This window comes from Synechococcus sp. MIT S9451 (assembly GCF_047304725.1).
GTDB lineage: Bacteria > Cyanobacteriota > Cyanobacteriia > PCC-6307 > Cyanobiaceae > Synechococcus_C.
In genome coordinates, this window is record NZ_CP138971.1 from 1654861 (window position 1) to 1680081 (window position 25221).

Here is a 25221-nt window from a genome sequence, read left to right on the forward strand (position 1 = left end):
CGATCAACCGCGTCCCATCACCATCGTGCCGATTCCCGCGTCGGTGAACACCTCCAGCAGGAGGGCGTGGGGCACGCGGCCATCGAGAATATGGGCTGCGGCGACCCCCTGGGCAAGGGCCCGGATGCAGCACTCGGTTTTCGGAGTCATGCCCCCAGCCACGATGCCGTCTTCGATCAGTTGTCGGGCTTCCGAGAGGCGCAGTTGATGGATCAATGATTCGGGGTTGTCCCGATCTCGAAGGATGCCAGGCGTGTCGGTGAGAAGGATCAGTTTCTCTGCTTCAAGGGCTGCCGCTAGTTCTCCAGCCACTGTGTCGGCATTGATGTTGTGGGCCACTCCTGCTCTGGTGGCCGCCACGCTGGAGATCACCGGAACGTAACCCTTCTCCAGCAAGGGCTCGAGTACTTCGGGGTTAACCCGGGCCACATCGCCGACTAGGCCATGACTGCCGTCCCCCCAGGGGCGTGCTTCCACCAGTACGCCGTCGCTGCCGCTCAGGCCCACGGCCCGTGCCCCGAGCTTGTTGAGGCCGTTCACAATCTGCTTGTTGACCCGGCCCACCAGCACCATTTCCACCACATCCATCGTGTCGGGATCGGTGACGCGTAGGCCGTCTCGAAATTCGGCCGGAATGTCCAGACGTTTGAGCCAGGTGTTGATCTCAGGCCCGCCACCGTGGACGACGACCGGTTGAACTCCGACACTGGTGAGCAGCGCAAGATCGCGGAACACCGCTTCTCTCAGCTCGGCGTGGACCATGGCGGCACCGCCATACTTGACCACGATTCGCCGACCGGCGAACCGCTGGATATAGGGGAGGGCTTCACTGAGGACGGAGACCCTCAGGGCGTCATCGCTGGCCATCGATTCCGTTCACTGCCCCCCATGCTGACCTGTGGGCGGTACAGCGTCGCTGAGGAGGAGAAGATCAATGTGATCGGGATCCACCTCGTGCAGATTGGCCTGTAGCCCTTTGGCGAAGAAACGTCCAAGTCGCTCTTGTTTCTCCTGCCAGCGCTCCAGACCAACGGCACCAAGCGAAAAGCGCAGCCGCAGGCCATAGCTCTCTGCTTTGCTGAATTCCTCGATTTCCAGCAGCTGGGGAGGGGTGTCCTCATCCCAAAGCTTGAGGGCTTCAAGGGAGGATTCGAGATGGGCTTTCTGGCCATAGCGCCAGCGGGTCACATCCGCCAGAAGTTTGACCAGCTCAGGGGGGGCTCCATCACGCTGGGCCTTGAAGGTGGCAGCGGGTACCACCCGTCGTGCTGGTGGGAGCTCAGAAGACTTGAGCGCGAGTCCCCCCAGCAGGATCGGAATCCCGTAAAAGATGGTCGGCAGGCTGAGATTGGCATTGCCTGTGGTGTACGCCACGACCCCCACAACGGTGAGAACGCCGCCGGCAACGGTGATCAGGTTGCCTGGGGAGAACAGATCTTTCATGGGGCTCACTCTGATGCACGCTCCGCGCAACTGCGAACGCACCCCCGAGAATGGAGGGACAAGTCGATGCCAAAGGACCAATGGAGAGCCGCTCCCCCAGCCAGCCAGATCAATCCGATCTCGTCAGCCTTATCCGCGATCTCGATCAGGATCGGGCCTGGTTGCTTGAGCAGATTGACCGGGGACGCTGGCCGGAGCTGCGCTTGGATCTTGCTGCCCTCGAGCGCGAACTGGGTCAGCTCCTAATCCGCGCAGGTGAACGCATGGAGGGCGATGGTCAGCTCGATTGAGCGATCAGAAGGGGATGTCGTCGGTGTCAGGCACCAGTGGGGCGCTATTCCATTGAGCTGCACTCTCCTGAGCCGGAGGCTGCGTTGGCGTGGCTGCAGCCCGGGGCGCCTGGCGGACCGGAGCAGGTGCGCGACCGGTGGCGGTTTCCGAGGCAGGTGCGGCCATTTCGCCACCGACAGGATGCAGGCGCGACAGGGTGAACTCCGCTCGCTTTTCCTTCAGGCCGTCTTGACGAGGCACGGTGTTCATGCGCAGGCGGCCTTCGATCAGCAGTCGTTGTCCGGGTTGCACCCGACTCTGAAGTTCCTGCGCCAGGTTTCCCCAGCCCACCACCTTGATCTGACCAGGTGGGTCATCCGCCCGCAGACCATCGAACCGCACGTCCATTTCGGCGATCGGGGTCTGGTTGTCCTGGGTGTAGCGAAGGGTGGGTGCCTGGATCACTTCCACTTCGAGCACGCAGTGGTTCATCGCCGTCGGCTGGGTTGAATGAGAGCGCCATCCTGATGCACCAACCGAGGAATCGCCAGGGGCATGTGTGGCTTCTTGCCGGAACCGGGGAGGGACCCGCCCTCGCGGCGGCTTTGCAGGCGCAAGGTTTTCAAGTCAGTGTGAGTGTGGTGACTGAGGCGGCAGCACTGCCCTACAGGTCGTTGTCACTGCATCGGGTCTGGGTCGGAGCACTCTCAGACGAGCAGGCCATTGTCGATCGACTGCGCCAAGAGGGTGTCGACCAGCTTGTGGATGCCACCCACCCTTTCGCCACGCAGATCACCGCGCAGCTGGTGATGGCGTCTCGCCAGGTCGGATGTCCGTTGATCCGATATGAGCGGCCGATTCAACCCGCTCCCTGCAGTCGAGTGGTCGAGTCGGTGGAGTCGATTCCTGCCGAAGCCCTCGCTGGACAACGCCTGCTGCTGGCTCTTGGCTCTCGCTACTTAGGGCGGCTGGTGCCACCGCTTCGCGCTGCAGGTGCGCTCCTCTATGCCAGGGTGTTGCCGACGCCTTTGGCTCTTCGTCAGGCGGTGGCCGCCGGCCTGCCCGATCATCATTTGGCGCTGCTTCGGCCTCTTCAGGGAGATAGCCCCGGGAGTCTGGAACAGGCTCTCTGTCGCCACTGGGGCATTACTGCTGTGCTTTGCCGTCAGTCTGGTGGCGCTGCCGAACGCTGCTGGCATGAGGTTTGCATCGATCGGGGGCTGCCGCTGTGGTTGCTGCGCCGTCCTGCACCTCCGTCATCGCTGCTGCTGGTGCATAGCGTGGAGCAGATGTTGGCCCGCCTGGATTGACCTCCTATGGATTCCCCAACTGCTGAGGAGAGGTGTGGGTCGCGACCCGATCAGCTCCTGGTGCTGGTGCTCACCACAGAGGCGGATGCGGCGCATGCCGATGCCTTGGCGCAGGCTTTGGTTGACCAGGGGCTAGCCGCTTGCGTTTCCCAGTGGCCCGTGCGGTCCACTTACCGCTGGAAGGGTCAGCGCGAGTGTGCGGAGGAGGTGCAGCTCCTGATCAAAACCAGTCGTGATGGCTGGCCGCGGCTCGAGCATGGCCTCAAAGAGCTGCACAGTTATGAAACACCCGAGGTCATCCATTGGCAGGCCGAAGCATCTGCCGCCTACAGCGCCTGGGTGGCGGACGCCGTCACATGTCCGCCCGTGCCGCTCAGCTGAGGTGCTTCTGGACCAGCTCGCTTAGGGACACTTGCGAGCGGGGGCCGAGTTGGGTGACGACTTGGCCGGCGCAGATCGAGCCAATGTTTCCACAGGTCTCCAGCGGTAAATCCTGGGTGTAGCCGTGCAGGAAGCCTCCGGCGTACAGATCTCCTGCTCCAGTGGTGTCCACCAGGGTGCCGAGGCTGTAGGCGGGGATGTCCCAGCGTTGATCGCCGCTGAGCACAACCGATCCCTGCTCGCTGCGGGTGAGCGCCGCGACCTGGCAACAGCCTTTCACTTGGGCCAAAGCCGCTTCAAAATCGTCGGTGCCGTAGAGGGAGGTGATTTCGTCCTCATTGGCGAAGAGCACGTCCACATGGCCGTTCACGAGTTCCAGAAAACTGTCGCGGTGACGGTCAACGCAGAAGCCATCAGACAAGGACAGGGCGACCTGGCCTCCGCCCTTTCGGCAGGTTTCTGCTGCGGCGATGAAGGCCCGCTTCGCAGCGGGACTATCCCAGAGATAACCCTCGAGATACAGAACTTTGGCCTCGCGCACCATGGACAGATCCAAGTCCTCCGGCTCCAGCTGTACGGATGCACCGAGGTAGGTGCACATCGTGCGCTGGGCATCTGGTGTGACCAAGATCAGGCAGCGGGCTGTGCTTGGACCTTCCGTGGCTGCCGGTGTCTCGAAACGGGTTCCGACGGCACGGATGTCGTGGCTGAAAATCGTGCCTAGCTGGTCATCTCGCACCCGGCCGATGAAGCCTGCCTTGCTGCCCAGTTGGGCCAGACCCGCCAAGGTATTGGCGGCGGAACCACCAGAGGTTTCCATGCCCGCACCACTGGCGCTGTAAAGGCGCTGTGCTTGTTCTTCATCCACCAGCGCCATCGCCCCTTTGTTGAGGTCGTGCGTGGTGAGGAAGGCGTCATCCGTCTGGACGAGCACATCCACGATGGCGTTGCCGATCCCCACAACATCCAGTGAGCGGGTGGATCCGAACCGGGATGGACTCATCAGGGTGTCACTGCGGAATCAAGGCAGTATCACCCCTCACGGTCCCTAGACCCATTGCGGTTTGGATCGGCAAGGATCAGGCGCTGAGCAGGGCCCGCTTGGGACCGTGAATTGGATCCTCCACCACGATCGTTTGATCGCGGCCGGCACCGAGAGAGACGATGGCAATCGGCACTTCCATCAGATCGGCGAGGAAGCGGAGGTAGGCCATCGCTTTTTCGGGCAGATCCTCAAGGGAGCGGCACTCCGCGGTCGAGCACTGCCAGCCTGGCAGGGTTTCGAAGATGGGTTGGCAGCGAGCGAATTCCTCAGCACAGGATGGGAAATGCTCGATCCGCTCTCCGTCGAGGTCGTAGGCCACACACACTTGAAGGGCGTCGAGCTCGTCGAGCACATCGAGTTTGGTAATCGCGAGGCAGTCGAGCCCATTCACGCCGACGGCATAGCGGCCGATGACACCATCGAACCAGCCGCAGCGGCGACGACGGCCGGTTGTGGTGCCGAATTCGCCACCCCTGTCGCAGAGGTGGTCGTTAAGGCTGCCGTCAAGCTCGGTGGGGAATGGTCCCTCGCCAACGCGGGTGGTGTATGCCTTGGCAACGCCGATCACGCGGTCGATCAGCGTTGGTCCCACTCCGGCTCCGATGCAGGCACCGCCTGACACCGGATTGGATGAGGTGACATATGGGTACGTGCCGTGGTCGAGGTCCAGCAGAGTGCCCTGGGCGCCTTCAAACAGGATGTTCTGGCGTTTGCGGGCGGCCTGATGGATCTCGCGCGTGCAGTCAACCACGTGGGGAGCCAGTCGTTTGCCATAGGCCAGGTATTCGCTGATCACCTCCTCTGCGTCCAGAGCATCGACGTTGTAGATGGTCTGGAGAAGCTGGTTCTTCTCTTTTAAGGGGGCTTCCAGCCGATCCCGCAGCCGTGCTTCATCGAGCAGGTCGATGACGCGGATGCCGCTGCGCTGGGATTTGTCGGCATAGGTGGGGCCGATGCCTCGGCCTGTGGTGCCAATGCGTCTCTCGCCGCGCTGCTTCTCCATCGCCTGATCGAGCAGGCGGTGGTAGGGCATGGTGACGTGCGCAGTCGACGCCAGCTTCAGCCCGGAAATATCGATGCCGTTCTCGATCAACATGTCGAGCTCCCCCAGCATCACCTTGGGGTCCACCACCGTGCCTGAGCCAATCAGGCAGACGGTGTCTGGATAAAGAATGCCTGAGGGAATGAGATGCAGCTTCAGCACTTGATCGTCCACGACGATCGTGTGACCTGCATTGACGCCGCCCTGGTACCGGACGACTACATCAGCGGATCGACTGAGGAGATCCGTGATCTTTCCTTTTCCTTCGTCACCCCACTGCGCACCGATGACGACAACGTTGGCCAAAGACACTGCGGCCCGAAGCCGCCAATCTGCACAATCTACGATTTTCGCAGCTCCCCCCGCCTTCAGTCAAAAGGGGTGGGGGAACTGTTGCGAATTGGTTGAGAATCAGTTGCCGCGAACGGCCGCTTTCTCGGCCTTGCCCAGCTCTTTGTCAACCCGGCTGCGCAGCGTGTCTGGCAGGGGACGGTTGGCATAGGTTTTGTAGTGAGCAGCCAAGGAGTTCAGGGCTGTTTGCATCGTTGTGAACGAGCTCAATCCGTTCACTTTGGGACGGGGGCGATAGCGAGACATGTACGCATTGATCACAGCCGTTGCTTGCGTTTCGGCCTCGGCCCTGCCCTCGTCGTCCTGCGCCATGGCAATGGTGGACTGCAGGGTGTGCACCACCGCCACAGTGTCCTCCACGTAATCACCGGTGAGGCCGGAGGCCCCGGCGCCGGAACAGGCTGTGAGCATCAGGCACAGCCCAAGGCAGGCGGCCAGGGTGATGCGCATCAGTTGGCTGGTCAAACGATTCAAGGCGGAGAGCATGAATCAGGAGTCAGGTTGAGACGACTGTACGGGTGGTCTTGCCGCTGATTGCGCCCTGGAGAATCTGGAGGGCTTCAGCGTGAGGCAGGCGCTGGGTTTCTTGGCTGGCACGGTCGACCAGTTCCACCTGGCCCTCGGCTGCGTCGCGACCTACGACAACTCGCCAAGGGATGCCGATCAGGTCGGCGTCCTTGAACTTCACGCCGGCCCGCTCGCTGCGATCATCCAGCAGCGCATCAACGCCACTGGAGAGCAGGTCTTGGTAAAGCCGCTCACCCAGCTGCTTCTGGGTTTCGTCCTGCATGTTGGCCACCACAATCACGGCCTGGAAAGGTGCGATCGCAAGCGGCCAGCAGATCCCGGCTTTGTCGTGGTGCTGTTCCACGGCGGCCTGGGCCAGCCTGGACACGCCAATCCCGTAGCACCCCATCCAGAAGGCCTCCTGGTCGCCGTCTGCCGTCGTGAAGGTGGCCTCCATGGCTGAGGAATATTTTCGGCCTAGCTGGAAGATGTGTCCGACTTCGATGCCGCGACGGGCGATCAGCGTTTGGTCCGGGGCCTGGAGGCAGTGGTCGCCTGCTTGAGCATTGCGTAGATCGACCGTCTTTGGCGCGCAGTCCAGTTCCTCCCAGCGGCTCCCCCAGCGATGCTGATCAGCAACGTTGGCGCCGCATACGAATCGTTCCAGCTCCAGGGCGGTTGGATCGGCGAAGCGCAGGAAGGCTGGCACCCAGGATTTGGATCCTTGCAGGCAGCTGTCTGCAAGGTCGGGGCCGAGGGCACCGAAAGGCCATGCTTCTAAACCCTGATTGGCGATTTGTTCCTCGCTGATCGGGGTGATGTCGAGCACTCCGTCCTGTTGATCGTTCGTTAGGGCATTGCTCAATTTCACGTCATTGAGCTGCTGATCACCCCTTAGGCAAACCAGAACAGGCCGCTGGGCACCGGATTCCATCCGCGCCAGCAATGCGATCACCTTGACCACTTGCTGCGGTTGTAGGCCTTGGGCTTTGCATAGGGCCTCAATGGTCTTCTGCCCAGGGGTGTTCAGAACAACGGCTTCCCCTGGGGGCAGGGGGGTGGCTTCAGAAGGGATCGAGACCGCTTTCTCGAGGTTGGCGGCATAGCTGCCGTCCTCGCTGGTAAGAATCATGTCCTCTCCCGCATCGGCGGTCACCATGAATTCCTGGGACGCTGCGCCACCGATGGCACCGCTGTCTGCCTCAACGGCCACGGCCTCAAGCCCACAACGCTCGAAGATCCGGCGGTACGCCAAATCCATCTCTTCGTAACAGCGACGCAGGTCCTCTTCGTCAGTGTGAAAGGAGTAGGCGTCTTTCATGATGAATTCACGCCCGCGCATGAGGCCAAAGCGGGGGCGGATTTCATCTCTGAACTTGGTTTGAATCTGGTAGAGCGTCACCGGCAGCTGTCGGTAGGAGCGCAGCAGCTCGCCGGCGAGGGTGGTCACGACCTCTTCGTGCGTGGGCCCGAGGCCCACTTCTCGGCCCTGTCGGTCCTTGAGGTGGAACATGATCCCTTCGCCCGCCGTGTAGCCCTGCCAGCGACCGCTGCGTTCCCACAACTCTGCAGGCTGCAATTGAGGAAGCAGCGTCTCGAGCGCGCCGGTGGCATTCATCTCCTCTTGCACGATTGCGCTGATCTTGCGCAACACCCTCCACATCAGTGGGAGGTAGGCGTAGATCCCGGATCCGATCCGACGGATATAGCCGCCCCTTAACAGCAGCTGATGGGATGCGATTTCCGCGTCGGCGGGCACATCCCGCAGCGTCACCAGCATCAGGCGGGAGACGCGCATGGGAGTGGACTTGCAGTGAAGCCGGAAGCTATCACCGCTGCGAATCAGGCAGGCTGTTTAGGCGATTGTCGAACTGGCACGACCGGTCTCATTGGAGACTGCAACATGAGTCTCAACTGCTAATCTCCGCGGGACGCTTGGCCTGTGAAGGCAGCTTGCATGTTTCCCCGTTCGGTTGACTCTCCTCTTTCCGTCCCTGCTCGGAGCGTTGAAAGCGGCACCGACGTGGATGCAGTGATGGCGCGTTCAGAGTCCCTGGTTGGGATCGACGAAGTTCAGAAATCCCTCAATCGTTCAAGGGCGTCGGTGTATCGCTACACCAACACTGATCCTCGCAATCTCAATCCACCTTTTAATCCACGCAAGCTCAATTCCGAGTACCGCAGCGATCAGAAGGATCCCCTCCTTTTCCATCCCAACGAGGTGGCGCGTTTCGCCAAGGATGTGCTTCGGATTAAGGAAGTGACCGTTGAGGTGCTTAATTCGCCATCCACGGCCACACAGCAGTGCCTTTCGGCGATTCTCGAGGAGCTGCGCATGATCCGCTCCCACTTGGATTCACTGCCCACGGCCCCTGCTGATCCTGCTGATCTTGCAGCCCGTCGGGACCGCCAGGAACGACCGGCTGCCTGATCAGGCTGTCTTCAGCCGAAATCGATGGCATGATTGTGAGGCCACACGCTGCTAAGGCTGTGCGTGGTGCTTGCTCCACCCTCTTCCTTCGGAACGGTCGAGTGGGTTGTCCCCCATCACCCTTGCATGGACCCTGAGCCTGCCAACGGTTCTCAATCAGAGCCCTCACCGCCTGAACCTCCTGGCCTAGAAGGCATTGATCTCTCAGGACCATCTCTTCTCCTGATCGGCTTCACTTTGGCCTTGGCCACCATTGGTTTTCCGGTGGCCGCAGTGCTCACAGATCGTCCATCTGTCTCCGTTCACGACCCCATTGCGCAGGATCGGGATGGATCTTCGCTCCCTTCTTCCCTCGCCGTCACCCGGTCTCGTCAACCTGGTGGTTGAGATACCAGCGGGAAGTCGCAACAAATACGAATACTTCGAAGAGGCTGGGGTCATGGCCCTCGACCGAGTGCTTCATTCCTCGGTCAGATACCCCTTTGATTACGGCTTCATCCCCAACACGCTTGCTGAGGATGGATCTCCCTTAGACGCGATGGTGATCATGGAGGAACCCACCTTTGCCGGTTGTCTGATTGTGGCGCGGCCGATCGGGGTTCTTGATATGCATGACACTGGTCATTACGACGGCAAGATTCTGTGCGTCCCTGTGGCCGATCCCCGTCAGAAAGGGATCGAGAGCATTCGCCAGATCGCTGAACATCAGCTTGAGGACGTGGCTGAATTCTTTCGTGTCTACAAGAACCTTGAAGGGCGCGTGACGTCGATCGGTGGCTGGAGGGATGTCGATGCCGTTCTTCCCCTGCTCCAGGACTGCATCACGGCGGCCCAGGCTTGAGCCTTACCTCGGTGACGTTCCGGGCAAATTCGTTGCAGATTCGTTGGATGGTGCCCGCAAGCTTGTAGGTTGGTGCGCGCCCAGCATGTGAACGACCCGTGCCCACCATCCGTTTTGAGCAGGAAGGCCAGCAGGTCGGTTGCATCGAGGGGGCCAATCTGCGCAAAGCAGCGCTTTCTGCAGGCATCAATCCCTATAAGGGCCTGAACAATCTCAACAACTGCGGTGGCGTTGGCCAGTGCGGAACTTGCGTAGTCGAGGTTGTTGAAGGTTCCCAAAACCTCTCCCCACGCAGCGATGTCGAAGAGGTGTATCTGGCTGATCGCCCTTCCAATTACCGCCTGAGCTGCCGCACAAGCGTCAATGGTGACGTCACCGTGCGGACCCGCCCTTCCGATGGTGTGGGTAAAGGCTCGAACAGCCTCATCGGTGCTGTGAAGAACTTGTTCGGAAAGTGATCCTTGGCTGAACCACTCCTTGTTTGGAGTTATTCCCGCTGTTCGACCTGTCGCAAGGCGCTGGCATGGCTTGAGCAGCAGGGAATCGTCCATCAGGTTGTTGATATCACCGAGTCTCCCCCTGATCGATCAATGCTTGCCGCGGCAGCTGATCATTTCGGCCGACGCGCTCCGTTGTTCAATACCAGTGGTCAGAGTTATCGCGCTCTCGGTTCTGCTGTTGTCAAGGCGATGTCCGATCCAGAAGCTCTGGATGCTCTCGCAGCCGATGGCAAATTGATCAAGCGTCCCTTCGTTGCCCTGCCAGATGGCCGATTTCTGGTCGGCTTCAAGCAGGACCAGTGGATCGAGGCGTTTGGTCGCTGAAGCTGAGGCCATCAAGTTCAGTGATCAGTTCGGTCACACCGCCTTGATCCCTCAGTTGACGAATGCTTGATCGTTTGAGCTCCTCGAGGAAGGTGGTGACCAGTTCCTGGCTGCGGTCCAGAACCGGTCCTTGCTCCAGGGTTCGTGCCAGTTCCTCCCAGAACCGATCGAGCACATCAATGGAGAGATCCTCCAGTTCGATGTCTCGTTTTCCGAGTCTGTCACCGGCAGATCGTGACAGACCCAGAAGCCCATCCACCATCCCAGCGGCTAGCTGGCGGCTGAATTCGTTTTCTGCTTTCTGGACCGGAGCCAGATCCCTGAGCGCTGTTGGCAGCATCACATCGTTGAGACTGCGCTGCAGTGCATGGCTGAATAGAGCCACCAGTTGGGGACGCATGCCAGGGCTCACCTGGGTGAGCAGAAGGGGAATCCACAGCCGCAGCAGTTCCGCGAGTTCACGCTCACCGTTGTCATCGACGGACTGATGGCTGCGCAGATTCCGGATGCGCTTGGGAAGCTGGGGTGAGCGAATCAGTTGCTGCATCGCATCGAGAATGCGCACCGTGAGCACCTCGAACAGTTCCAGTGCCAGCACGGCCACAACGCCGCGACTCACAACCGTTCGCAGAGGTTCGAGCTGAATCAGCTGCGCATTCGAAAGCCGTTCTGTCACGGGAATCACCCGCAGTAGCCTCCAGAACGGCAGTAACAGCGGTAGATCGATCCAGCGACGCAGGAGGGCATCTCTCCAACGAATCGCTGGATACCGACGTTTCAGGCGAATGGCCCTGAGCAGGATGTCGATCAGAAAAAGGATCTGAAAGGGTGTATCGATCCGCCAGGCATGGTCGATCGGCTGGCCGCTGTCGTTGATGCCACGCCAGTAGTTGGTGGCTGCTAACGGCAAGATTCGCTGATTCCAGAATGCTCGCTCTTGTTCCCAGTCGTGGGCACTCAGGTAGGTGTCGCCGAGGAGATGGGCGGCAGCTTGCTTGGGGGAGTCCAGGCCTGCCCGGGCTCTGAGCCGATTTTTCAGTTTCTCCAGCGTGCCGGCATTGCCGGACCCCACGAACGGGTTTTCGTCGATCAGCTGGCTGTTGCGCACCACCATCTCGAGTCGATGCTGGCGAGCCGCTGTGCTGTTGATTCCCTGGACTTTGGCGAGCCTCTCGAGTGCGCGGAAATGGGAGATGTAGGCGGTCGTATCGCGGTGGGGTGCAATCCCCTTCACCGGGTCATAGATCGGGGTGATGTCCGGCAACCAGGGCACGGGAATGCCCAGGCTCACTGAAGGAAGGGGGTAGAGGGTGCGCTGCAACCAGAAGTTCCGCAGCGGCACGTAGGTGACGTCGAACAGAACCCATGCCAGGTTGGCTGCCGCGATCAGTGCCAGGCCCTGGTCCCAGCGTTTCCAGAACCGGCCCTTCGAGGTGGCCTGCAATGCTTGCCAGCGGGGGCGGACCATGAGCTGTTTCTCTGAATCCCAGGCTAGAAGCTGAAGCCCATCGCGCCTATCCTGAGCAATCATTACTTTTGAGCCGCATTGGCCGACGCGCAGAGAGACGATCACTCCGACGAGCAGACGCCGGCAGAAAAGGGGCAGCAAGGTCACGTCGCCACAACGAAGCACCGCCTCAGGTCAAAGCACCGTGGTCATCCCTTCTGGGATTTTTGGGCACCTGTTCTTTTCACCATTGCCCTCTACTTCGGTCTGAGGATGTTTGTTGGCGAGTCTCGATATATTCCCTCCGGCTCAATGTTGCCTGGTCTCAAAATCAACGACATGTTGATTATTGAGAAGATGGCGTACCGCTTCCGCCTGCCTCGTCGCGGGGAGATCGTTGTGTTTGATGCGCCCTACGCGTTCGATCCTGTGCTGAAGGCTGACAGCCCCGCCCCTTCGCTGTGGCGTTGTCTTCCGGCCAATATTCCTTTCGTCAACAGAATTCCTGAGGTTTCCCCTAAATCCTGTGATGCTTATATCAAGCGTGTGATCGGGGAACCTGGGGATCGTGTTGTGGTGACCCCCCGAGGTGATGTGACTATTAATGGTGACAAACTCAACGAGCCCTATGTCACTAATTACTGCCCGGTTGATGCGCAGGGGATGAGTCGATGTGCACCTCTCAATGTCACTGTTCCTGAAGGACATGTTTTAGTGCTGGGCGACAACCGCAGCAATAGCTGGGATGGCCGCTATTGGCCTGGCACTCACTTCTTGCCCCAGTCAGCGATCATCGGCCGAGCGATCTGGCGCTTTCTTCCTTGGGATCGGGCGGGCGCTCTGGACTCCTGAGCCCACAGGCCACCACGGCCCCCCTGATCTCGAGATTGAGCATCGGTTGATTGCCTCCCCTGGAGGCATCGGCATGGTCGAGGCTTGGACGCCAGCGTGCATCGGGATCGAATAGCAGCCAACGATTGCTGCCGATTGCCAACTCCTCCGTGGGTTGCTTGAGCAAGCGTGCGGGGCCGAAACTGAGGGCCGCCCAGAGCTGGGGAATCGTCCACCCTTCTTCGCATACAAGCGTTTGCCAGAGCAGTGGTAGCACCAGCTGATGACCGACCAGGCCAGGTCGACGTTGTCCCGGAGGCAACAGGCAATCCTCTGGATCGAGAGGAACGGCATGAACAGCGACTGCGCCGATGAATCCGTTCTTGAGGGCTCGGATCAAGGCTTTTCGATCATCGATTCCCCCGAGGGAAGGGGTGACGCACCATCCCGGCGCCGTCGATGGGAGCCGGCTCCGATCCGTGACGAGATGCCACCAATGCACGCTGGCCGTGGGTCGAACAGTCGCTTGCTCCAACAGGTTGACACCGTCTGCTGTGGCAAGGTTCATCGCCCAAAGGGGTTGGTCCGGATAGAGCCGTTGCAGCTCCAGCAACTGCCCCATGGGGATGGTCTCGCTGGCGACCGGATCGATCGGCCATCCGGCCCGCAATGTTTCCACGCCCTCGCGCACCATGCCATCGCCCTGCAGGCTGGGATCCCGCGGGGCGACAAGGATCGGTGCATGCGCTCCCTCCGCCAGCACCAGACTGCGCTGCAGCAACCCTGTGGCGGGCATGGCCTCGCCGTCACACAGACCGATGGCTCCCTGGTCGAGCAGATCGCCATGGCAGCTGAGCTGCTGGCCTGCACCGTCCAGGCTCAGCGCACCCCAAAGGTGGATGCGCACATCATTGCCATCGCTGCCCCATCCCTGGAGGCGTTCGACACGATCCCTCCACGCGTTCGCTTGCGGCAAGAGCGCTACTTGCCCATACCCGGCTCTGGCCGCGACATGGCGCAGGCTGTCGAGGTTCTCGGCTTGCTCACCGAAAGGCTTTTCCAGAATGGAATGGGGATCCACGAGGCAAGGGGCAAGCAGCTGGTTGGGTGCTGGCTGAACCGGCACCGCTTCGCTGGCTGCCTGCTGGCGTGCCTCCTCTCCGAAGGCCACCAGCTCATGGTTTCGGATGAGGGCGGCACCATTCTCAATCGGATCCTGGCCACAACCAACCAGGATCCGAACGGGATCGAGAAGCACGGTCTGATGCATTAGCTCAGAGGGCTCCTGCAGCGGTGCGATCGAGAACCCCTCCGAGGTGGGACGTGAGATTGAGACAGGTCACAACCGAAGGCTGGCCCGGATCCGTCGGCATGTCGACCACCGTCACTCCACCGTTGCCTTGCTTCACGGACCAAATGTCGCCTGGAGTGAGGCCCAACAGCTGGCAGAGAATGGTTTTGTTCACCGCGTCATGGGCGACCACCAGAGCAGTCTCTTCAGGCTCAAGGCTTGCGGCGATCGTGTTCCAGGTGTTCACAGAGCGTTCCCAAACGTCTTGGATGGTTTCTCCCTCTGGCATCTGCACCGTTTCAGGAGTGCGTTTCCATTCCTCGAGCAGATCTGCCCATTCCGCTTTGATCTCGTCTTCGAGCTTGCCTTCCCAGAGGCCATGGCCAATCTCCACGAGGCCACGAGTTTCCGTCAGGGGCACCCCTGGATGGGAGCGAAGGATGCCTTCAGCGGTCTGACGTGGCCGAGTCATTGAGCTGCTGTAAGCCCTTTGCAGCGATACCGATTCGAGGAATCCTCGAGCCGCTTCAGCCTGGGCATGGCCGTTGTCGTTGAGGGGGATGTCAATTTGTCCCTGGAAACGGCCCTGACGATTCCAGTTGGTCTCACCGTGGCGCACCAGCACCAGTCGAGCTCCGTTCCCTTTTTTCGGCAGTCCCTGGCCAAGGTGCGCTGTGTTGTTCAGACATTCGATCTGCACCTGGTGGCCGCCGCTGGCCTTCGGACTGAGGTTGAACACCGAGAGCGAGGCGTTGTCAATTTGGAGACGACGGAAGCCCTGGGAGGGTTCTCCAAGAAGCACCAGGATCAGGCAACGGAGAATGGCGTTGTGGCCCACCACCAGCACTGTGTCGTTGCCTTCACTGGGATGTTGATCCAGGAGGCGATCGAGGAAATGCCTTGCCTGTGCCATCAGCTCCTGCACAGGACGGTAGGCACGGCCATCCTTCCGGGTCAGTTCCAGCTCTTCGGGATGAAGACGCCAAGCCTGGTAGGCCTCCGGGTAGCGGGCGGCTCGCTCGTCGGCGCTCATTCCACTCCAAGGTTCGAGATCCACTTCCAGAAGTCCTTCATCCATGACTGGAGTGAGGGAGTCTCCGCCTCTGGCCTTGAGTAACCCTTCACAGGTAGCGCTGGCTCGCTTCAGGGGAGAGCTGTACACCGCACTGATCGGCACGTCAGTCAGGGCTCGACCCGTTCTGCTCGCCTGCTCCTCACCTTCCGCTGTCAGAACGGAAAGGTCATCCCTTCCTTGAATCCGGCGCTCCACATTGAAGCTGCTCAGGCCGTGGCGCACCAGAAGAAGACGGAGAGACAACGGTTTTTGGGGAGGGGCGCGGCCATCGTATTGGGGGCCAGGTCCCCTTTCTGTCGACCGCTTCTGTCGCCAGCGGAGAGAATCGGTGTCTGTTGCTCCGCATCCGTTGACGTCTTCGCCGACCGATCGCCGGCTGACCAAATTATTGCTGGCTCTGATCTCCCTTGTGCTGGCGATGGTCGTGTGGGTGATGGGCTTGATCAGTAGCCTCAGCCGCGACTCCGTCACGCCGGCTCTCTCTCTGCAGCAGCAGGAGAAGGCCCTGTTGGCAGAACCGTCCCTGCCACCGCAGTTGAGGCCCCTGCTGGTGGGAGGGGATCCATCTGCTCAGATGCTTGAAGCCCTAGAGGAGGTGCCGCTCGATCGGCTCGATGATCGACAGCGGCTTCTGCTGGCTGCACTGACTAGGGATGAGGCTCAGCGCACTGCAGCCCTCGCTTTGCCGATGCAGCGGCCTGAATTGAGCGCAATGCAACAAGCTCTTTCTACTTATGAGCAAGGTGGGGGGCTCACTGAAGCCAACCAGGCGCTGCTTTCCGATCCGGCGCTGGATCCGCTGCTGAGACAGCTCAGCTGTGAGGCCTTAGGTGGCAGCAAAGCCTGGTGCACCGATCCCAGTGATGCGAACGCTGCTGCTCAGGCCACCCAGCGACTGCTGCTGGCCGAATTGTTGCCAATCGCAGCGCTGCTAACTGGAGTGGGGCTGTTGATCCGCCATCTCTGGTCGCGCTTTCGCGGAAAGCTGCCCGCTTGGCCCCCTCTGGTCGGTCCGCTGCTCACACCGGCGGACATGGCGATCCTTGTGGCCGGAGGATTCGTCTTGCTTGGGGAGGTGTTGCTGCCCGTGCTGGTCAGTCCCCTGATCGCGTTGATCTCACAGGGGCAGTCCGGGGCTCTCGGTCAGGCGATTGCGGTGCTGCTCGGTTACATCGCTCTTGCCGTTCCTCCCTTGGGAATCCTTCGCCTTCAGCTCGGTGGACTGGAGAGAGAGGAGATGCCAGTGGGGGGATGGCTCCAGTGGCGCCCTTCTCCTTGGCTCACTGCCTTGCTGCAGGGGGGGCGCGGCTGGTTGATGGTGATGCCTCCCGTGGTGCTGACAGGTTGGCTGATGGGAAAGCTGGTTGGTGATCCAGGCGGTAGTAATCCCCTGCTGGAGATGGTGCTGCGCAGTGATAACCCCTGGGCTCTCGTCCTGCTCGCTCTCACTGCTGTTGTGCTCGCTCCTCTCTTTGAAGAACTGGTGTTTCGGGGTGTGCTTCTGCCCGTTCTCGCTCGGGTGCTTGGTCGAGGTTGGGGCGTGGTCATCAGCGGCCTGGTGTTTGCTGTGGCCCACCTCAGCATTGGTGAACTGCCGCCCCTGCTGGTGCTCGGCATCGGCCTAGCCCTGCTGCGTCTGAGCAGTGGTCGTCTGCTGCCCTGCGTGGTGATGCATGCCTGCTGGAACGCGGCCACCTTCCTCAATCTGATCCTTCTGGGCTCTTAATCAGCAGATCCCTGCCCTCATTGGCGTTTTCGGGCTTGCGGGAGGCCCTTGCCAATGGTTCACTGACGCATTGACGCGTCGATGACGTGAGCGCCGTTCCCCAGTCACGGATTGTCCCTGCAGAGCGCTCTGCAGCTTCAGGGGCATTCGAGCTGATCCAGGGATCGATGTCGGCCCAGCGGATGGCACGTCGGTCGCCTGTACTGGCTGGTCTCCATCGTGTTGCTGATGGATCGCTTTGTGGTGTCGTTTTGGCTGTCGTGGCGCTGTCGGGTCTGACGCTTCATTGGCAGCACCGTTGGACTGTGGCGTTTCGCCAATTGGAGGAGACCCGTAGCCTCTCCCATCGCCTGACCGAGTCAACCGCGACGCTTGAACGTCATTTGCTTGAGCAGGCCAGTCTTCCCGCCACGATGGTGCCCACTCAAGTGGCCAATCTCGTCTATCTCGATCGTCCACAGGTCAGTGCGGCAGCTCAGGATGTCGACCAGCTGGCCATGATCCAGACCTGGATGGATCAGCCGATCCAGCAGGGGTATTGACACCATGACCGAGCCGGAAGCCGGTCGTCGAAGACGTCGCCGCCCGCGCCAGCGGGTGATTCCACTTGAGTCGGTCCCGGCTCAACGCATGCGTTGGGTGTTTGGCTTGCTCTGCCTTGGACTCATCGGCTTGATGGGCCGTATGGCCTGGCTGCAAGTGATGCAGTCTTCCACGCTTGAAGCCCGGGCTCGCAGTGTTCAGACCCAGCGAACCGATCCGCTTGGGACCCGACGTCCGATCGTCGATCGTGCAGGACGTCTCGTTGCTCTGGATGAGGAACGCTTTCGTCTTTGGGCCCATCCCAACAACTTTCGCTTCCCAGGGGATGATCCTTCTGTCGTCCGTCAGCCTCTCGATCTGGCGCGTCGCCTTTCGGGTCTGTTGGCTCTGCCCATGGCCGATCTCGTTCAGCGCATGGGCGATCGACCTTCCGGGATTCGGCTGGCGGAAGGCTTGGATCCGGAAACCGCCTCAGAGGTTCGACGTCTCGGTATCAGTGGTCTTGACCTCGAGGCCTATTCCCATCGTGTCTATCCCCAGGGCAATCTGTTCGCCAATGTGGTGGGGTTCCTGAACCTGGAGCGTGAGCCACAGGCGGGTTTGGAGCAGAGCCGAGATCGCGATCTGCAACGGCATGAACAATCCCGCAGTCTGCGCAGAGGCGCTGATGGAACCCCCCTGCCGGACAACCTCAGCCCAGGGATTTTCTTTGGTGATGACCTTCGGCTTCAGCTCACTCTCGATGCCCGTCTGCAGGATCTGGCGGCGAAGGCCCTTGCGGCGCAGGTCAAGGAGTGGAACGCGAAGAAGGGTGTGGCGATTGTGATGGATGTGCGCAATGGAGAATTGCTGGCCCTGGCCTCGACGCCCACCTACGACCCCAACCGTTACTGGGATTTTCCGCCAGCTCTGTTTCGTGAGTGGTCGGTGCAGGATCTCTACGAACCCGGCTCGACCTTTAAGCCGATCAACCTGGCCATCGCTCTCCAGGAAAAGGTGATCGGGCCTAATGACACGGTGAATGACATCGGCCAGCTTCAGATCGGAGGATGGCCAATCTTCAACCATGACAAGGGTGCCAATGGGGTGATCGATTTCGCCACCGTGCTGCAGGTTTCGAGCAACGTGGGCATGGTGCAGGCGATGCGCAACCTTCAGCCGCTGCGCTATTGGCAGTGGTTGTCGAAGCTTGGACTGGAGTCCAAACCCGACACCGATCTCCCCGGGGCCGTTGCCGGTCAACTCAAGACCAGGGAGCAATTCACCACTCAGCCAATCGAGCCCGCCACTGCGGCCTTCGGTCAGGGTTTTTCACTCACCCCGTTGAAGCTGGTGCAGCTGCATGCACTTCTGGCCAATGGTGGACGCATGGTGAGTCCCCACATCACGCGCGGTTTGCGTTCGGGTGATGGTCTGGCCAGACGCAATCCCATCCTGGGGCAACCGTTGATCCGTCCTGAGGTGACGCGCACCGTGCTGGCTTGGATGGAATCGGTGGTGGAGAAAGGCAGCGGTAAGGGTGCCAGAACTCCCGGTTACCGCATTGGGGGCAAAACAGGCACGGCCCAGAAAGCTCTCAACGGTGTTTATGTGCCTGGCGCCAAGATCTGCAGCTTCGTGGCCACCCTCCCGATCGAAGACCCTCGTTACGTGGTGTTGGTCGTTGTGGATGAACCCCAGGGCGGGAATGCCTACGGTTCCACCGTTGCGGTGCCGGTGGCCAAGAAGATCATTGATGGTCTGCTTGTGATCGAAAAAATTCCGCCTAGCGGAGGCCACACCGCCCATCAGCCGGCACGTCAACCTGCTGCGGCTCTTGATGGAGATCCCGATGGGGCCCCAGCTCCTGCGGGTTAACAAACAGGGGGGTGCCAGTTCCGCTGAGCTGGCTACGTTACGAACCTAGAGCCGTACTTCGCTTCCATGGCCTCTCTTCTCGAACAGCTGTCCGCCATGACCGTTGTCGTGGCTGACACCGGCGACCTGGAGGCGATCCGTCGTTTCACACCACGGGACGCCACCACCAACCCTTCCCTGATCCTGGCTGCTGCCCAGATTCCCGCTTACCAGAGCTTGATCGATGAGGCTTTGCAGTCCTCACGCCGACTGCTCGGCAGCAATGCGCCGGTCGAGGACGTCGTGCATGAGGCCCTGGATGAGATCTGCGTGATCTTCGGCAAGGAAATTCTCAAAATCGTTCCAGGCCGCGTGTCCACCGAGGTCGATGCCCGTTTGAGCTTCGATACTGAGGCCACGATCGAGAAGGGTCGCAAGCTGATTCGTCTTTACAACGATGCAGGAATCAGCAATGACCGTGTGCTGATCAAGATTGCCTCCACCTGGCAGGGCATCAAAGCGGCGGAGGTGCTGGAGAAGGAGGGAATTCACTGCAACCTCACGCTCCTGTTTGGTTTTGGCCAGGCCGTCGCCTGCGCGGAGTCCGCCGTCACCCTGATCTCTCCCTTTGTCGGTCGCATTCTTGACTGGTACAAGGCCGAGACAGGACGGGATGCCTATCCCGGGCCAGAGGATCCCGGCGTGCTGTCCGTGACCAGGATCTTCAACTATTTCAAGACCTACGGCTACAAGACAGAGGTGATGGGCGCGAGTTTCCGCAACACCGATGAGATTGTTGAGCTTGCTGGCTGTGATCTCCTCACCATTTCCCCGAAACTGCTTGATCAACTCCGCAGCACCGAGGCCCCACTCGTTCGCAAGCTTGATGGAGGCAATGCCACTGGTGGTGAGCCCCAAATCCATCTGGATCGTCAGGGCTTCGATTCGATGATGGCTGACGATCGCATGGCCACCGACAAGCTCAGTGAGGGCATCAAGGGCTTCAGCAAGGCGATTGAAACCCTTGAGGCGCAACTGGCTCACCGCTTGGCCGAACTCGAGGGGGGTGCCGCTTTTCGGCATGCCGTTCAGGAGATTTTCTTGCTCAACGACATGAACGGTGACGGTTCGATCACGCGTGATGAATGGCTGGGTAGTGACGCCGTGTTTGACGCCCTTGATCAGGATCACGATGGACGCCTGACTCCGGAGGAGGTTCGTTCTGGTTTTGGCGCGGCTCTTGCACTCACGACAGCCTGAGTGCAAAGTCCCCGCCTTTTCTTTCAACAGTTGTTTCGCTAACCCAGATTGGTCCGCTGTAGGGCTTTTGACATCGTCACGAAGCCCTCTCGAGCTTTAATCAGCCATGGCCCTGGAGTTGGGAGTATGAACGCCCTTGACACCATGAAAGCTCTTGCTGCCACCAGTGAGGTGAGAGTTGCTCAGGCTGGAGAAGTGATCTTCTCTTCTGGTGAATCCGGTGCTTCGATGTTCGGCTTGCTTGAGGGGACCGTGCGCTTGTGCTGGACAACCTCGGATGGCAGCGAGGGATATGAATTGATTGCAGCAGGGAATGTGTTTGGTTCGGGCGCTTTGGTGACCACGGATCATCGTCGCCTTGGCACGGCGATGGCTGAAACGGCCTGTCGCTTGATCGAAATGAACCGCGAGAAGTTTCTGTTTGCTGTGCAGGAGTCTCCAATGTTTGCGATTGAGTTGCTGGCCTCGGTGGATGAGCGCTTGCGTGATCTCAAGCTGAGCGAGCGATCCTGAAGCCAAGGCTGCCCAATCTGGGCCTCAGCTTGCTGCTGGTTTGTTTGTTCAGCTGCGTTTCAGCAGCAGCCGTTTGATTACGCGTTGGGCGATGTCGCCATAGCCCATCTCTCCAGAGAGGATTTGGGCGATGCGCTGCGGGGCGGTAGGTCGCTTGATGCCCAGTTGATACCCCACTTTCGGAAAGCGATAGAACACCTGGGCGATACGCCGTCCCCAGGCCATCGAATCGCCCCATCGTGCTCGCATCCGCTGCGAATAAAGCGAGAGATCCTTTTGCTCCCCACGAAGCCAGAGGTCCAGGCTGGAGGCGGCTTCACAGCCACTCATGAGGGCAGGTCGCAGGCCTTCTGCCAGAAATGGATCGCAAAGCGACGCCGCGTCTCCCACCGCAACCATGCCATCGGCGTGTAGGGGGTGATGGCCATTCCAAACCCGCAGCTGCGCTTGCTGCCGCAGACCTGCGTCAGCGGAGAACCCCAGGTCTGGTAACAGTTGGGACAGGATTGCGTCGCTGTCGGCGGCATGGCGGCCGATGAAGGTGCCGACGCCCACATTCACCCCATCACCCATCGGGAATGCCCAAGCGAAGCCGTGATGCACCAGCCCGAATTCGAAGCGGGCGGAGCCAGGCCGCAGTGCCCCCCTCCCCTCAAGCCGTACCGAAGTGGTGCTGGCGCAATGTGGTTTGCCAGGTCCAAGGCCGAAGCGTTCGGGCCAAGGCGAGGCAGAACCATCCGCGATCACCACTGCTCGCGCTTCGATCGCACGTCCATCAGCACTGAGAACTCGCCAGCCTGACTCGTACCTGCTCAGGTCGGTGACTTCGAAGCCTTGGTGCAAGTCAGCACCCCGTTCAACAGCCCGTTCGATCAGAAGCGAATCAAGCCGTTCGCGGCGGACGATCCAGAACGGGGCCGATCCTGGTAGCTCGGCGACGACTGGATCGGTCAGACACCAGCTGAACTCCACTCGCTCAATGACTTCATCAACTGCTGGCGCAAGAGGGAAGGGGAACCACTGCTGCACTGACGCTGCCATGCCACCGCCACAGGGTTTGATGCGCGAGTGGTGTGATTGGAGCAATGGCGCCTCGCTGCCGCCATCTTTTTCCAGCACCGTGACGCGATGGCCTGCTTGGCTGAGGTGAAAGGCAGCGGCAGCACCTGCTGCTCCTGCACCGATCACCACCACGTCAGAGCTGCTCACGCTGGTTCTTGCGCTCAGACCTTGAGAATGTCGGCCTCTTTGTCGGCCAAATGCTTCTCAAGAATGCCAATGAACTTGTCCAGCGTCTTCTGGACAATGTCCTGTTCGTCGCGGCTTTGGTCCTCAGAGAAGTCACCGTCTTTCTCTTGTTTCTTGATCTTGTCGATCGCATCGCGGCGAATATTTCGCAGCGCCACCTTGCCCTCTTCGGCGTATTTGGAAGCCAGCTTGCAGAACTCCTTGCGCCGCTCCTCGGTGAGGGGAGGAACGTTGATACGAATGATTTTTCCGTCGTTATTGGGGGTGAACCCCAGTTCGCTCATGGCGATGGACTTTTCGATCGAGGCGAGGGCACTGATGTCGAAGGGCTGAATTTGGATGGTTTGAGAATCGGGTGTTGAGAGGGTTGCTAACGACTTCAGTGGGGTGTCGGCGCCGTAGTACTCGACGCTGATGCGATCCAGCAATGAGGCGTTGGCCCGGCCTGTGCGAATGGTGTTGAACATGCGCTGGGTGGATTCCACCGACTTCTGCATGCTGGTTTCGAGCTCTTGTTTCGACATAACGGATTTAGTTGCTGATGCGGGAACCGATGGGCTCGCCAGCCACGGCTTTGCCGATGTTGCCAGGTTCGAACAGATTGAAAACAACGATAGGAATGTTGTTGTCTTTGCAAAGGGCGATGGCAGTGCTGTCCATCACGGCTAGTTCACCGCTAAGCACCTGCTGAAAGGTGAGCCTTTCATGCTTCACGGCATCGGCGTGCTTGGCGGGGTCCTTGTCATAGACGCCATCGACCTTGGTGGCTTTGAACACCACATCGGCATTGATTTCGGCTGCGCGAAGCGCTGCCGTGGTGTCGGTGGTGAAGAAGGGATTGCCGCACCCAGCTCCGAACACCACCACTCGTTGCTTCTCCAGGTGTCGAATGGCCTTGCGGCGGATATAGGGCTCAGCAACCTCCTGCATGGCAATCGCTGTTTGCACCCGAGTGGGGACTCCGGCTCGCTCCAAGCCGTCCTGCAGGGTGATCGCATTCATCACCGTTGCCAGCATGCCCACGTAGTCGGCCGTGGCTCGATCCATGCCAGCGGCAGACCCCTTTAGGCCGCGAAAGATGTTGCCTCCACCCACAACGATGGCGAGCTCGGTGCCGCTGGCGATCACCCTGGCGACATCCTCCGCGATGGACTGGACGATCGCGGGATCGATGCCATATCCCTGATCACCCATCAGCGCTTCACCGCTGAGTTTGAGCAGGGCGCGCTTGTATGCCATTCAGCCACCAGATCTTGTCGACAGTAGCAAGGGGTTTCCCTGTGTCCTGACCTCTCGCCGAGGGCTGGTCAGGACAAGAAAACGCGCTTGCATGGTGCAACCGAGACCCCCCAATGCCTGATCACGGCAAGCCACGCAGTGGGGTGATGGCCAGGCTCACGTTATCGGCCCTTGACCGTGCCAGTCAGGATCCTTCTTGCTGGCGCGATCCGATCGTTCACCGCGCCTTGCTGGTGAGCGGTTTGTCGGTGCTGACAGCGGCAACAGCTCTGCTCAAGACTGATCTTGAGCAGAGCTGAATCGAGTGTTCAGAATTCGATGCCAGCCTGTGCTTTCACCCCCTGCTCACGGAACGGGTGATGAACCAATGTCATTTCAGTGACAAGATCGGCGGCTTCGATCAGTTCTGGGGGGGCTCCCCTCCCCGTGAGTGCGACGTGGCAAAGCTCTGGACGCTGGCCTAAGCCATCCAGCACGGTGCTGACCTCGATGTAGCCCAGCTTCAGAGCAACATTCAGCTCATCCAGGAGCACAAGCTTGATGGATGGATCTTTCAGGTAGCCCAGGGCGGTCTGCCAGGCATTGCCCACAAGTTGCTGGTCACGTTCACGGTCTTGTGTCTCCCAGGTGAAGCCTTCGCCAAGGGCATGCCACGACACCTGATCGCCGAAGGCTTTGAGGGCTCTGGCCTCGCCAGGTTCCCATCCCCCTTTGATGAACTGCACAATCGCCACCCTCTCCCCATGGCCCAAGGTGCGCAGGGCGAGGCCGAGGCCGGCAGTGGTCTTGCCTTTGCCCTGTCCGGTGAACACCAGTACGAGGCCTTTTTCCTTATTGCGTTCTTCCACGCGCTGGCGTTGAACCTGCTGACGCCGTTCCATTCGCTTGCGATAGCCAGCGTTGTCCTGTTCCGGGGCCAGTCGGCCGCCCATACCCAGCTCGGCTGCGGTCTGGTCCAGATTGCTGTTGTTCATCACTGTTCTCCGGGGGGCCGAGCGGTGGGGCGACAGGCGGTGATGCGCTGCAAGGCCTCGCCGGCCAGCAGTTCCTGTTCCACCTGATTGAAACCAAGCCCTCTGAGCTGGGAGGGAAGGTCGTCTTCCAGCATGGCGGTCGCGGTGTCGGTTTCAAACAGCGCGCAGAACAGCCACTGGGGCAGACGTAGCCACGGACCAGCTGGATGGAGGTCCACCAGCACCAGCCATCCCCCGGGGCGCAGCAGCCGAAGGCATTGCCGAAGCACGATCTCTCGTTCCTGGCGCGGAAATTCATGCAGCGCCACGCTCAATTGAATGGCGTCGAATGCCGCATCGGCGAAAGGCGGAGCCTCGGCGAGTCCCTCGACGCGTTGCAGGTCAGGGTGGCGGCTGGCGGCGAGATTCAGGGCCAGGGGCGAGACATCCAGCCCGGTCACGTTGAAACCGGCCGATAGCCAGGGGGCTGCTGCTTCCCCGCTGCCGCAGCACAGGTCCAGCACGGCAGCCCCGGGCTGAAGTCTGGCCTTCATGACCTCAAGCCCCAGTCCCCTGAGGCGCTGCACCCCTCCCACACTCAGAGATGACACCGCTGTGACGGTGTCGTAGATCCAGCGATGGCGGTAGGCGAGGGGTCTTAGAAACGAGCTCATCAGGAACGGGAAAGGATGCGACTGCGAATGTCAGTCACAGCATTCATCCTGCCGCTGAAGGATTGGACTGAGCGGCACCGAATGCGGGCAGGCAGCCGAAACTTCGCTGCCCTCCGTAACGGAGCTGCTATCGGCAGCCG

The 25221-nt window shown here is 60.4% G+C and carries 29 protein-coding genes; 14 read left to right on the plus strand and 15 right to left on the minus strand.

Annotated elements, in window-relative coordinates:
• Positions 1 to 3: 3 nt before the first annotated feature.
• Positions 4 to 867 carry an acetylglutamate kinase gene (argB, locus tag SIB72_RS08525; RefSeq protein ID WP_115120733.1) on the minus strand — a complete coding sequence of 288 codons (864 nt, stop codon included), beginning with the start codon at positions 865 to 867 and terminating at the stop codon, positions 4 to 6.
• A gap of 9 nt (positions 868 to 876) precedes the next feature.
• Positions 877 to 1443 (minus strand): DUF2854 domain-containing protein, encoded by a 567-nt coding sequence (locus SIB72_RS08530; protein ID WP_413743631.1) that lies wholly within the window; start codon positions 1441 to 1443, stop codon positions 877 to 879.
• 80 nt (positions 1444 to 1523) lie between these two features.
• Between SIB72_RS08530 and SIB72_RS08535 the strand changes: the two genes are divergently transcribed.
• Positions 1524 to 1733 (plus strand): hypothetical protein, encoded by a 210-nt coding sequence (locus tag SIB72_RS08535; protein ID WP_413743632.1) that lies wholly within the window; start codon positions 1524 to 1526, stop codon positions 1731 to 1733.
• A 4-nt stretch (positions 1734 to 1737) separates the two neighbouring features.
• Here the strand turns inward: SIB72_RS08535 and SIB72_RS08540 are convergent, their stop codons facing one another.
• Entirely contained in the window at positions 1738 to 2205 is a 468-nt protein-coding gene (locus SIB72_RS08540; protein WP_413743633.1) for a single-stranded DNA-binding protein, read from the minus strand.
• Between the two features lie 35 nt (positions 2206 to 2240).
• Between SIB72_RS08540 and SIB72_RS08545 the strand changes: the two genes are divergently transcribed.
• Both SIB72_RS08545 and cutA read left to right on the plus strand, forming a co-directional pair.
• Complete coding sequence (locus SIB72_RS08545) at positions 2241 to 3023, plus strand: precorrin-6A/cobalt-precorrin-6A reductase (RefSeq protein WP_413743634.1); 783 nt, start codon at positions 2241 to 2243, stop codon at positions 3021 to 3023.
• 6 nt (positions 3024 to 3029) lie between these two features.
• On the plus strand, positions 3030 to 3404 hold the full coding sequence (gene cutA, locus SIB72_RS08550; protein WP_413743635.1) for a divalent-cation tolerance protein CutA: 375 nt from the start codon (positions 3030 to 3032) through the stop codon (positions 3402 to 3404).
• Here the strand turns inward: cutA and SIB72_RS08555 are convergent.
• The 4 genes from SIB72_RS08555 to SIB72_RS08570 all read right to left on the minus strand — a co-directional run bounded on the left by SIB72_RS08555 (position 3397) and on the right by SIB72_RS08570 (position 8147).
• Positions 3397 to 4407: an adenosine kinase gene (locus SIB72_RS08555; RefSeq protein WP_413743636.1), complete on the minus strand. Its 1011-nt coding sequence runs from the start codon at positions 4405 to 4407 to the stop codon at positions 3397 to 3399. The genes cutA and SIB72_RS08555 overlap by 8 nt on opposite strands.
• A gap of 76 nt (positions 4408 to 4483) precedes the next feature.
• Positions 4484 to 5803, minus strand: coding sequence for an adenylosuccinate synthase (locus SIB72_RS08560; RefSeq protein WP_170953899.1), 1320 nt, complete (start codon positions 5801 to 5803; stop codon positions 4484 to 4486).
• 99 nt (positions 5804 to 5902) lie between these two features.
• Complete coding sequence (psb27, locus tag SIB72_RS08565; protein WP_115017138.1) at positions 5903 to 6328, minus strand: photosystem II protein Psb27; 426 nt, start codon at positions 6326 to 6328, stop codon at positions 5903 to 5905.
• A gap of 10 nt (positions 6329 to 6338) precedes the next feature.
• Complete coding sequence (locus tag SIB72_RS08570) at positions 6339 to 8147, minus strand: proline--tRNA ligase (protein WP_413743637.1); 1809 nt, start codon at positions 8145 to 8147, stop codon at positions 6339 to 6341.
• Between the two features lie 159 nt (positions 8148 to 8306).
• On the opposite strand from SIB72_RS08570, the gene SIB72_RS08575 reads away from it, so the two are divergent.
• The 4 genes from SIB72_RS08575 (at position 8307) to SIB72_RS08590 (ending at position 10445) form a co-directional block, all read left to right on the plus strand.
• Positions 8307 to 8780, plus strand: coding sequence for a resolvase (locus SIB72_RS08575; protein WP_413743638.1), 474 nt, complete (start codon positions 8307 to 8309; stop codon positions 8778 to 8780).
• A gap of 328 nt (positions 8781 to 9108) precedes the next feature.
• Positions 9109 to 9621: an inorganic diphosphatase gene (locus SIB72_RS08580; RefSeq protein ID WP_115017133.1), complete on the plus strand. Its 513-nt coding sequence runs from the start codon at positions 9109 to 9111 to the stop codon at positions 9619 to 9621.
• A 98-nt stretch (positions 9622 to 9719) separates the two neighbouring features.
• Positions 9720 to 10079: a 2Fe-2S iron-sulfur cluster-binding protein gene (locus SIB72_RS08585; RefSeq protein WP_115017131.1), complete on the plus strand. Its 360-nt coding sequence runs from the start codon at positions 9720 to 9722 to the stop codon at positions 10077 to 10079.
• A 3-nt stretch (positions 10080 to 10082) separates the two neighbouring features.
• Positions 10083 to 10445, plus strand: coding sequence for an arsenate reductase family protein (locus SIB72_RS08590; protein ID WP_115120740.1), 363 nt, complete (start codon positions 10083 to 10085; stop codon positions 10443 to 10445).
• Here SIB72_RS08590 and SIB72_RS08595 read toward each other — a convergent pair.
• Positions 10408 to 11913 (minus strand): hypothetical protein, encoded by a 1506-nt coding sequence (locus SIB72_RS08595; protein ID WP_413743639.1) that lies wholly within the window; start codon positions 11911 to 11913, stop codon positions 10408 to 10410. The two genes, SIB72_RS08590 and SIB72_RS08595, sit on opposite strands and share 38 nt — an antisense overlap.
• Positions 11914 to 12165: 252 nt before the next feature.
• Between SIB72_RS08595 and lepB the strand changes: the two genes are divergently transcribed.
• Complete coding sequence (lepB, locus tag SIB72_RS08600) at positions 12166 to 12744, plus strand: signal peptidase I (protein ID WP_413743640.1); 579 nt, start codon at positions 12166 to 12168, stop codon at positions 12742 to 12744.
• On the opposite strand, the gene SIB72_RS08605 is transcribed toward lepB, so the two are convergent.
• Positions 12683 to 13993, minus strand: coding sequence for a dihydroorotase (locus tag SIB72_RS08605; protein ID WP_413743641.1), 1311 nt, complete (start codon positions 13991 to 13993; stop codon positions 12683 to 12685). The two genes, lepB and SIB72_RS08605, sit on opposite strands and share 62 nt — an antisense overlap.
• A gap of 4 nt (positions 13994 to 13997) precedes the next feature.
• Entirely contained in the window at positions 13998 to 15332 is a 1335-nt protein-coding gene (locus tag SIB72_RS08610) for a histidine phosphatase family protein (RefSeq protein WP_413743642.1), read from the minus strand.
• 106 nt (positions 15333 to 15438) lie between these two features.
• On the opposite strand from SIB72_RS08610, the gene SIB72_RS08615 reads away from it, so the two are divergent.
• The 5 genes from SIB72_RS08615 (at position 15439) to SIB72_RS08635 (ending at position 20967) form a co-directional block, all read left to right on the plus strand.
• Positions 15439 to 16815: a CPBP family intramembrane glutamic endopeptidase gene (locus SIB72_RS08615; protein WP_413743643.1), complete on the plus strand. Its 1377-nt coding sequence runs from the start codon at positions 15439 to 15441 to the stop codon at positions 16813 to 16815.
• Between the two features lie 86 nt (positions 16816 to 16901).
• A complete protein-coding gene (locus tag SIB72_RS08620) occupies positions 16902 to 17357 on the plus strand; it encodes a hypothetical protein (RefSeq protein WP_115120744.1) in 456 nt (151 codons plus the stop codon).
• 4 nt (positions 17358 to 17361) lie between these two features.
• Positions 17362 to 19215 carry a peptidoglycan D,D-transpeptidase FtsI family protein gene (locus tag SIB72_RS08625; protein ID WP_413743644.1) on the plus strand — a complete coding sequence of 618 codons (1854 nt, stop codon included), beginning with the start codon at positions 17362 to 17364 and terminating at the stop codon, positions 19213 to 19215.
• A gap of 66 nt (positions 19216 to 19281) precedes the next feature.
• Positions 19282 to 20454: a transaldolase gene (locus tag SIB72_RS08630; RefSeq protein ID WP_115120746.1), complete on the plus strand. Its 1173-nt coding sequence runs from the start codon at positions 19282 to 19284 to the stop codon at positions 20452 to 20454.
• Between the two features lie 126 nt (positions 20455 to 20580).
• The gene (locus SIB72_RS08635) at positions 20581 to 20967 is read left to right on the plus strand and encodes a Crp/Fnr family transcriptional regulator (RefSeq protein WP_413743645.1); all 387 of its coding nucleotides are present in this window, start codon (positions 20581 to 20583) and stop codon (positions 20965 to 20967) included.
• 48 nt (positions 20968 to 21015) lie between these two features.
• On the opposite strand, the gene SIB72_RS08640 is transcribed toward SIB72_RS08635, so the two are convergent.
• The 3 genes from SIB72_RS08640 to pyrH are packed head-to-tail and all read right to left on the minus strand — an operon-like array spanning position 21016 to position 23454.
• Positions 21016 to 22176 (minus strand): NAD(P)/FAD-dependent oxidoreductase, encoded by a 1161-nt coding sequence (locus tag SIB72_RS08640; RefSeq protein ID WP_413743646.1) that lies wholly within the window; start codon positions 22174 to 22176, stop codon positions 21016 to 21018.
• Positions 22177 to 22190: 14 nt separating this feature from the next.
• A complete protein-coding gene (frr, locus tag SIB72_RS08645) occupies positions 22191 to 22739 on the minus strand; it encodes a ribosome recycling factor (RefSeq protein WP_115120749.1) in 549 nt (182 codons plus the stop codon).
• 7 nt (positions 22740 to 22746) lie between these two features.
• Complete coding sequence (gene pyrH / locus SIB72_RS08650) at positions 22747 to 23454, minus strand: UMP kinase (protein ID WP_115120750.1); 708 nt, start codon at positions 23452 to 23454, stop codon at positions 22747 to 22749.
• 113 nt (positions 23455 to 23567) lie between these two features.
• Here pyrH and SIB72_RS08655 point away from each other — a divergent pair, with 113 nt between their 5' ends.
• Positions 23568 to 23753 carry a hypothetical protein gene (locus SIB72_RS08655; RefSeq protein ID WP_115017110.1) on the plus strand — a complete coding sequence of 62 codons (186 nt, stop codon included), beginning with the start codon at positions 23568 to 23570 and terminating at the stop codon, positions 23751 to 23753.
• Between the two features lie 9 nt (positions 23754 to 23762).
• Here the strand turns inward: SIB72_RS08655 and cobO are convergent, their stop codons facing one another.
• Together cobO and SIB72_RS08665 are read right to left on the minus strand one after the other, a co-directional pair.
• Positions 23763 to 24428 carry a cob(I)yrinic acid a,c-diamide adenosyltransferase gene (cobO, locus tag SIB72_RS08660; protein WP_413743647.1) on the minus strand — a complete coding sequence of 222 codons (666 nt, stop codon included), beginning with the start codon at positions 24426 to 24428 and terminating at the stop codon, positions 23763 to 23765.
• Positions 24428 to 25081, minus strand: a complete 654-nt coding sequence (locus tag SIB72_RS08665; RefSeq protein WP_413743648.1) for a class I SAM-dependent methyltransferase — start codon at positions 25079 to 25081, stop codon at positions 24428 to 24430. Before SIB72_RS08665 ends, cobO begins: the two co-directional genes overlap by 1 nt.
• Positions 25082 to 25221 lie beyond the last annotated feature (140 nt).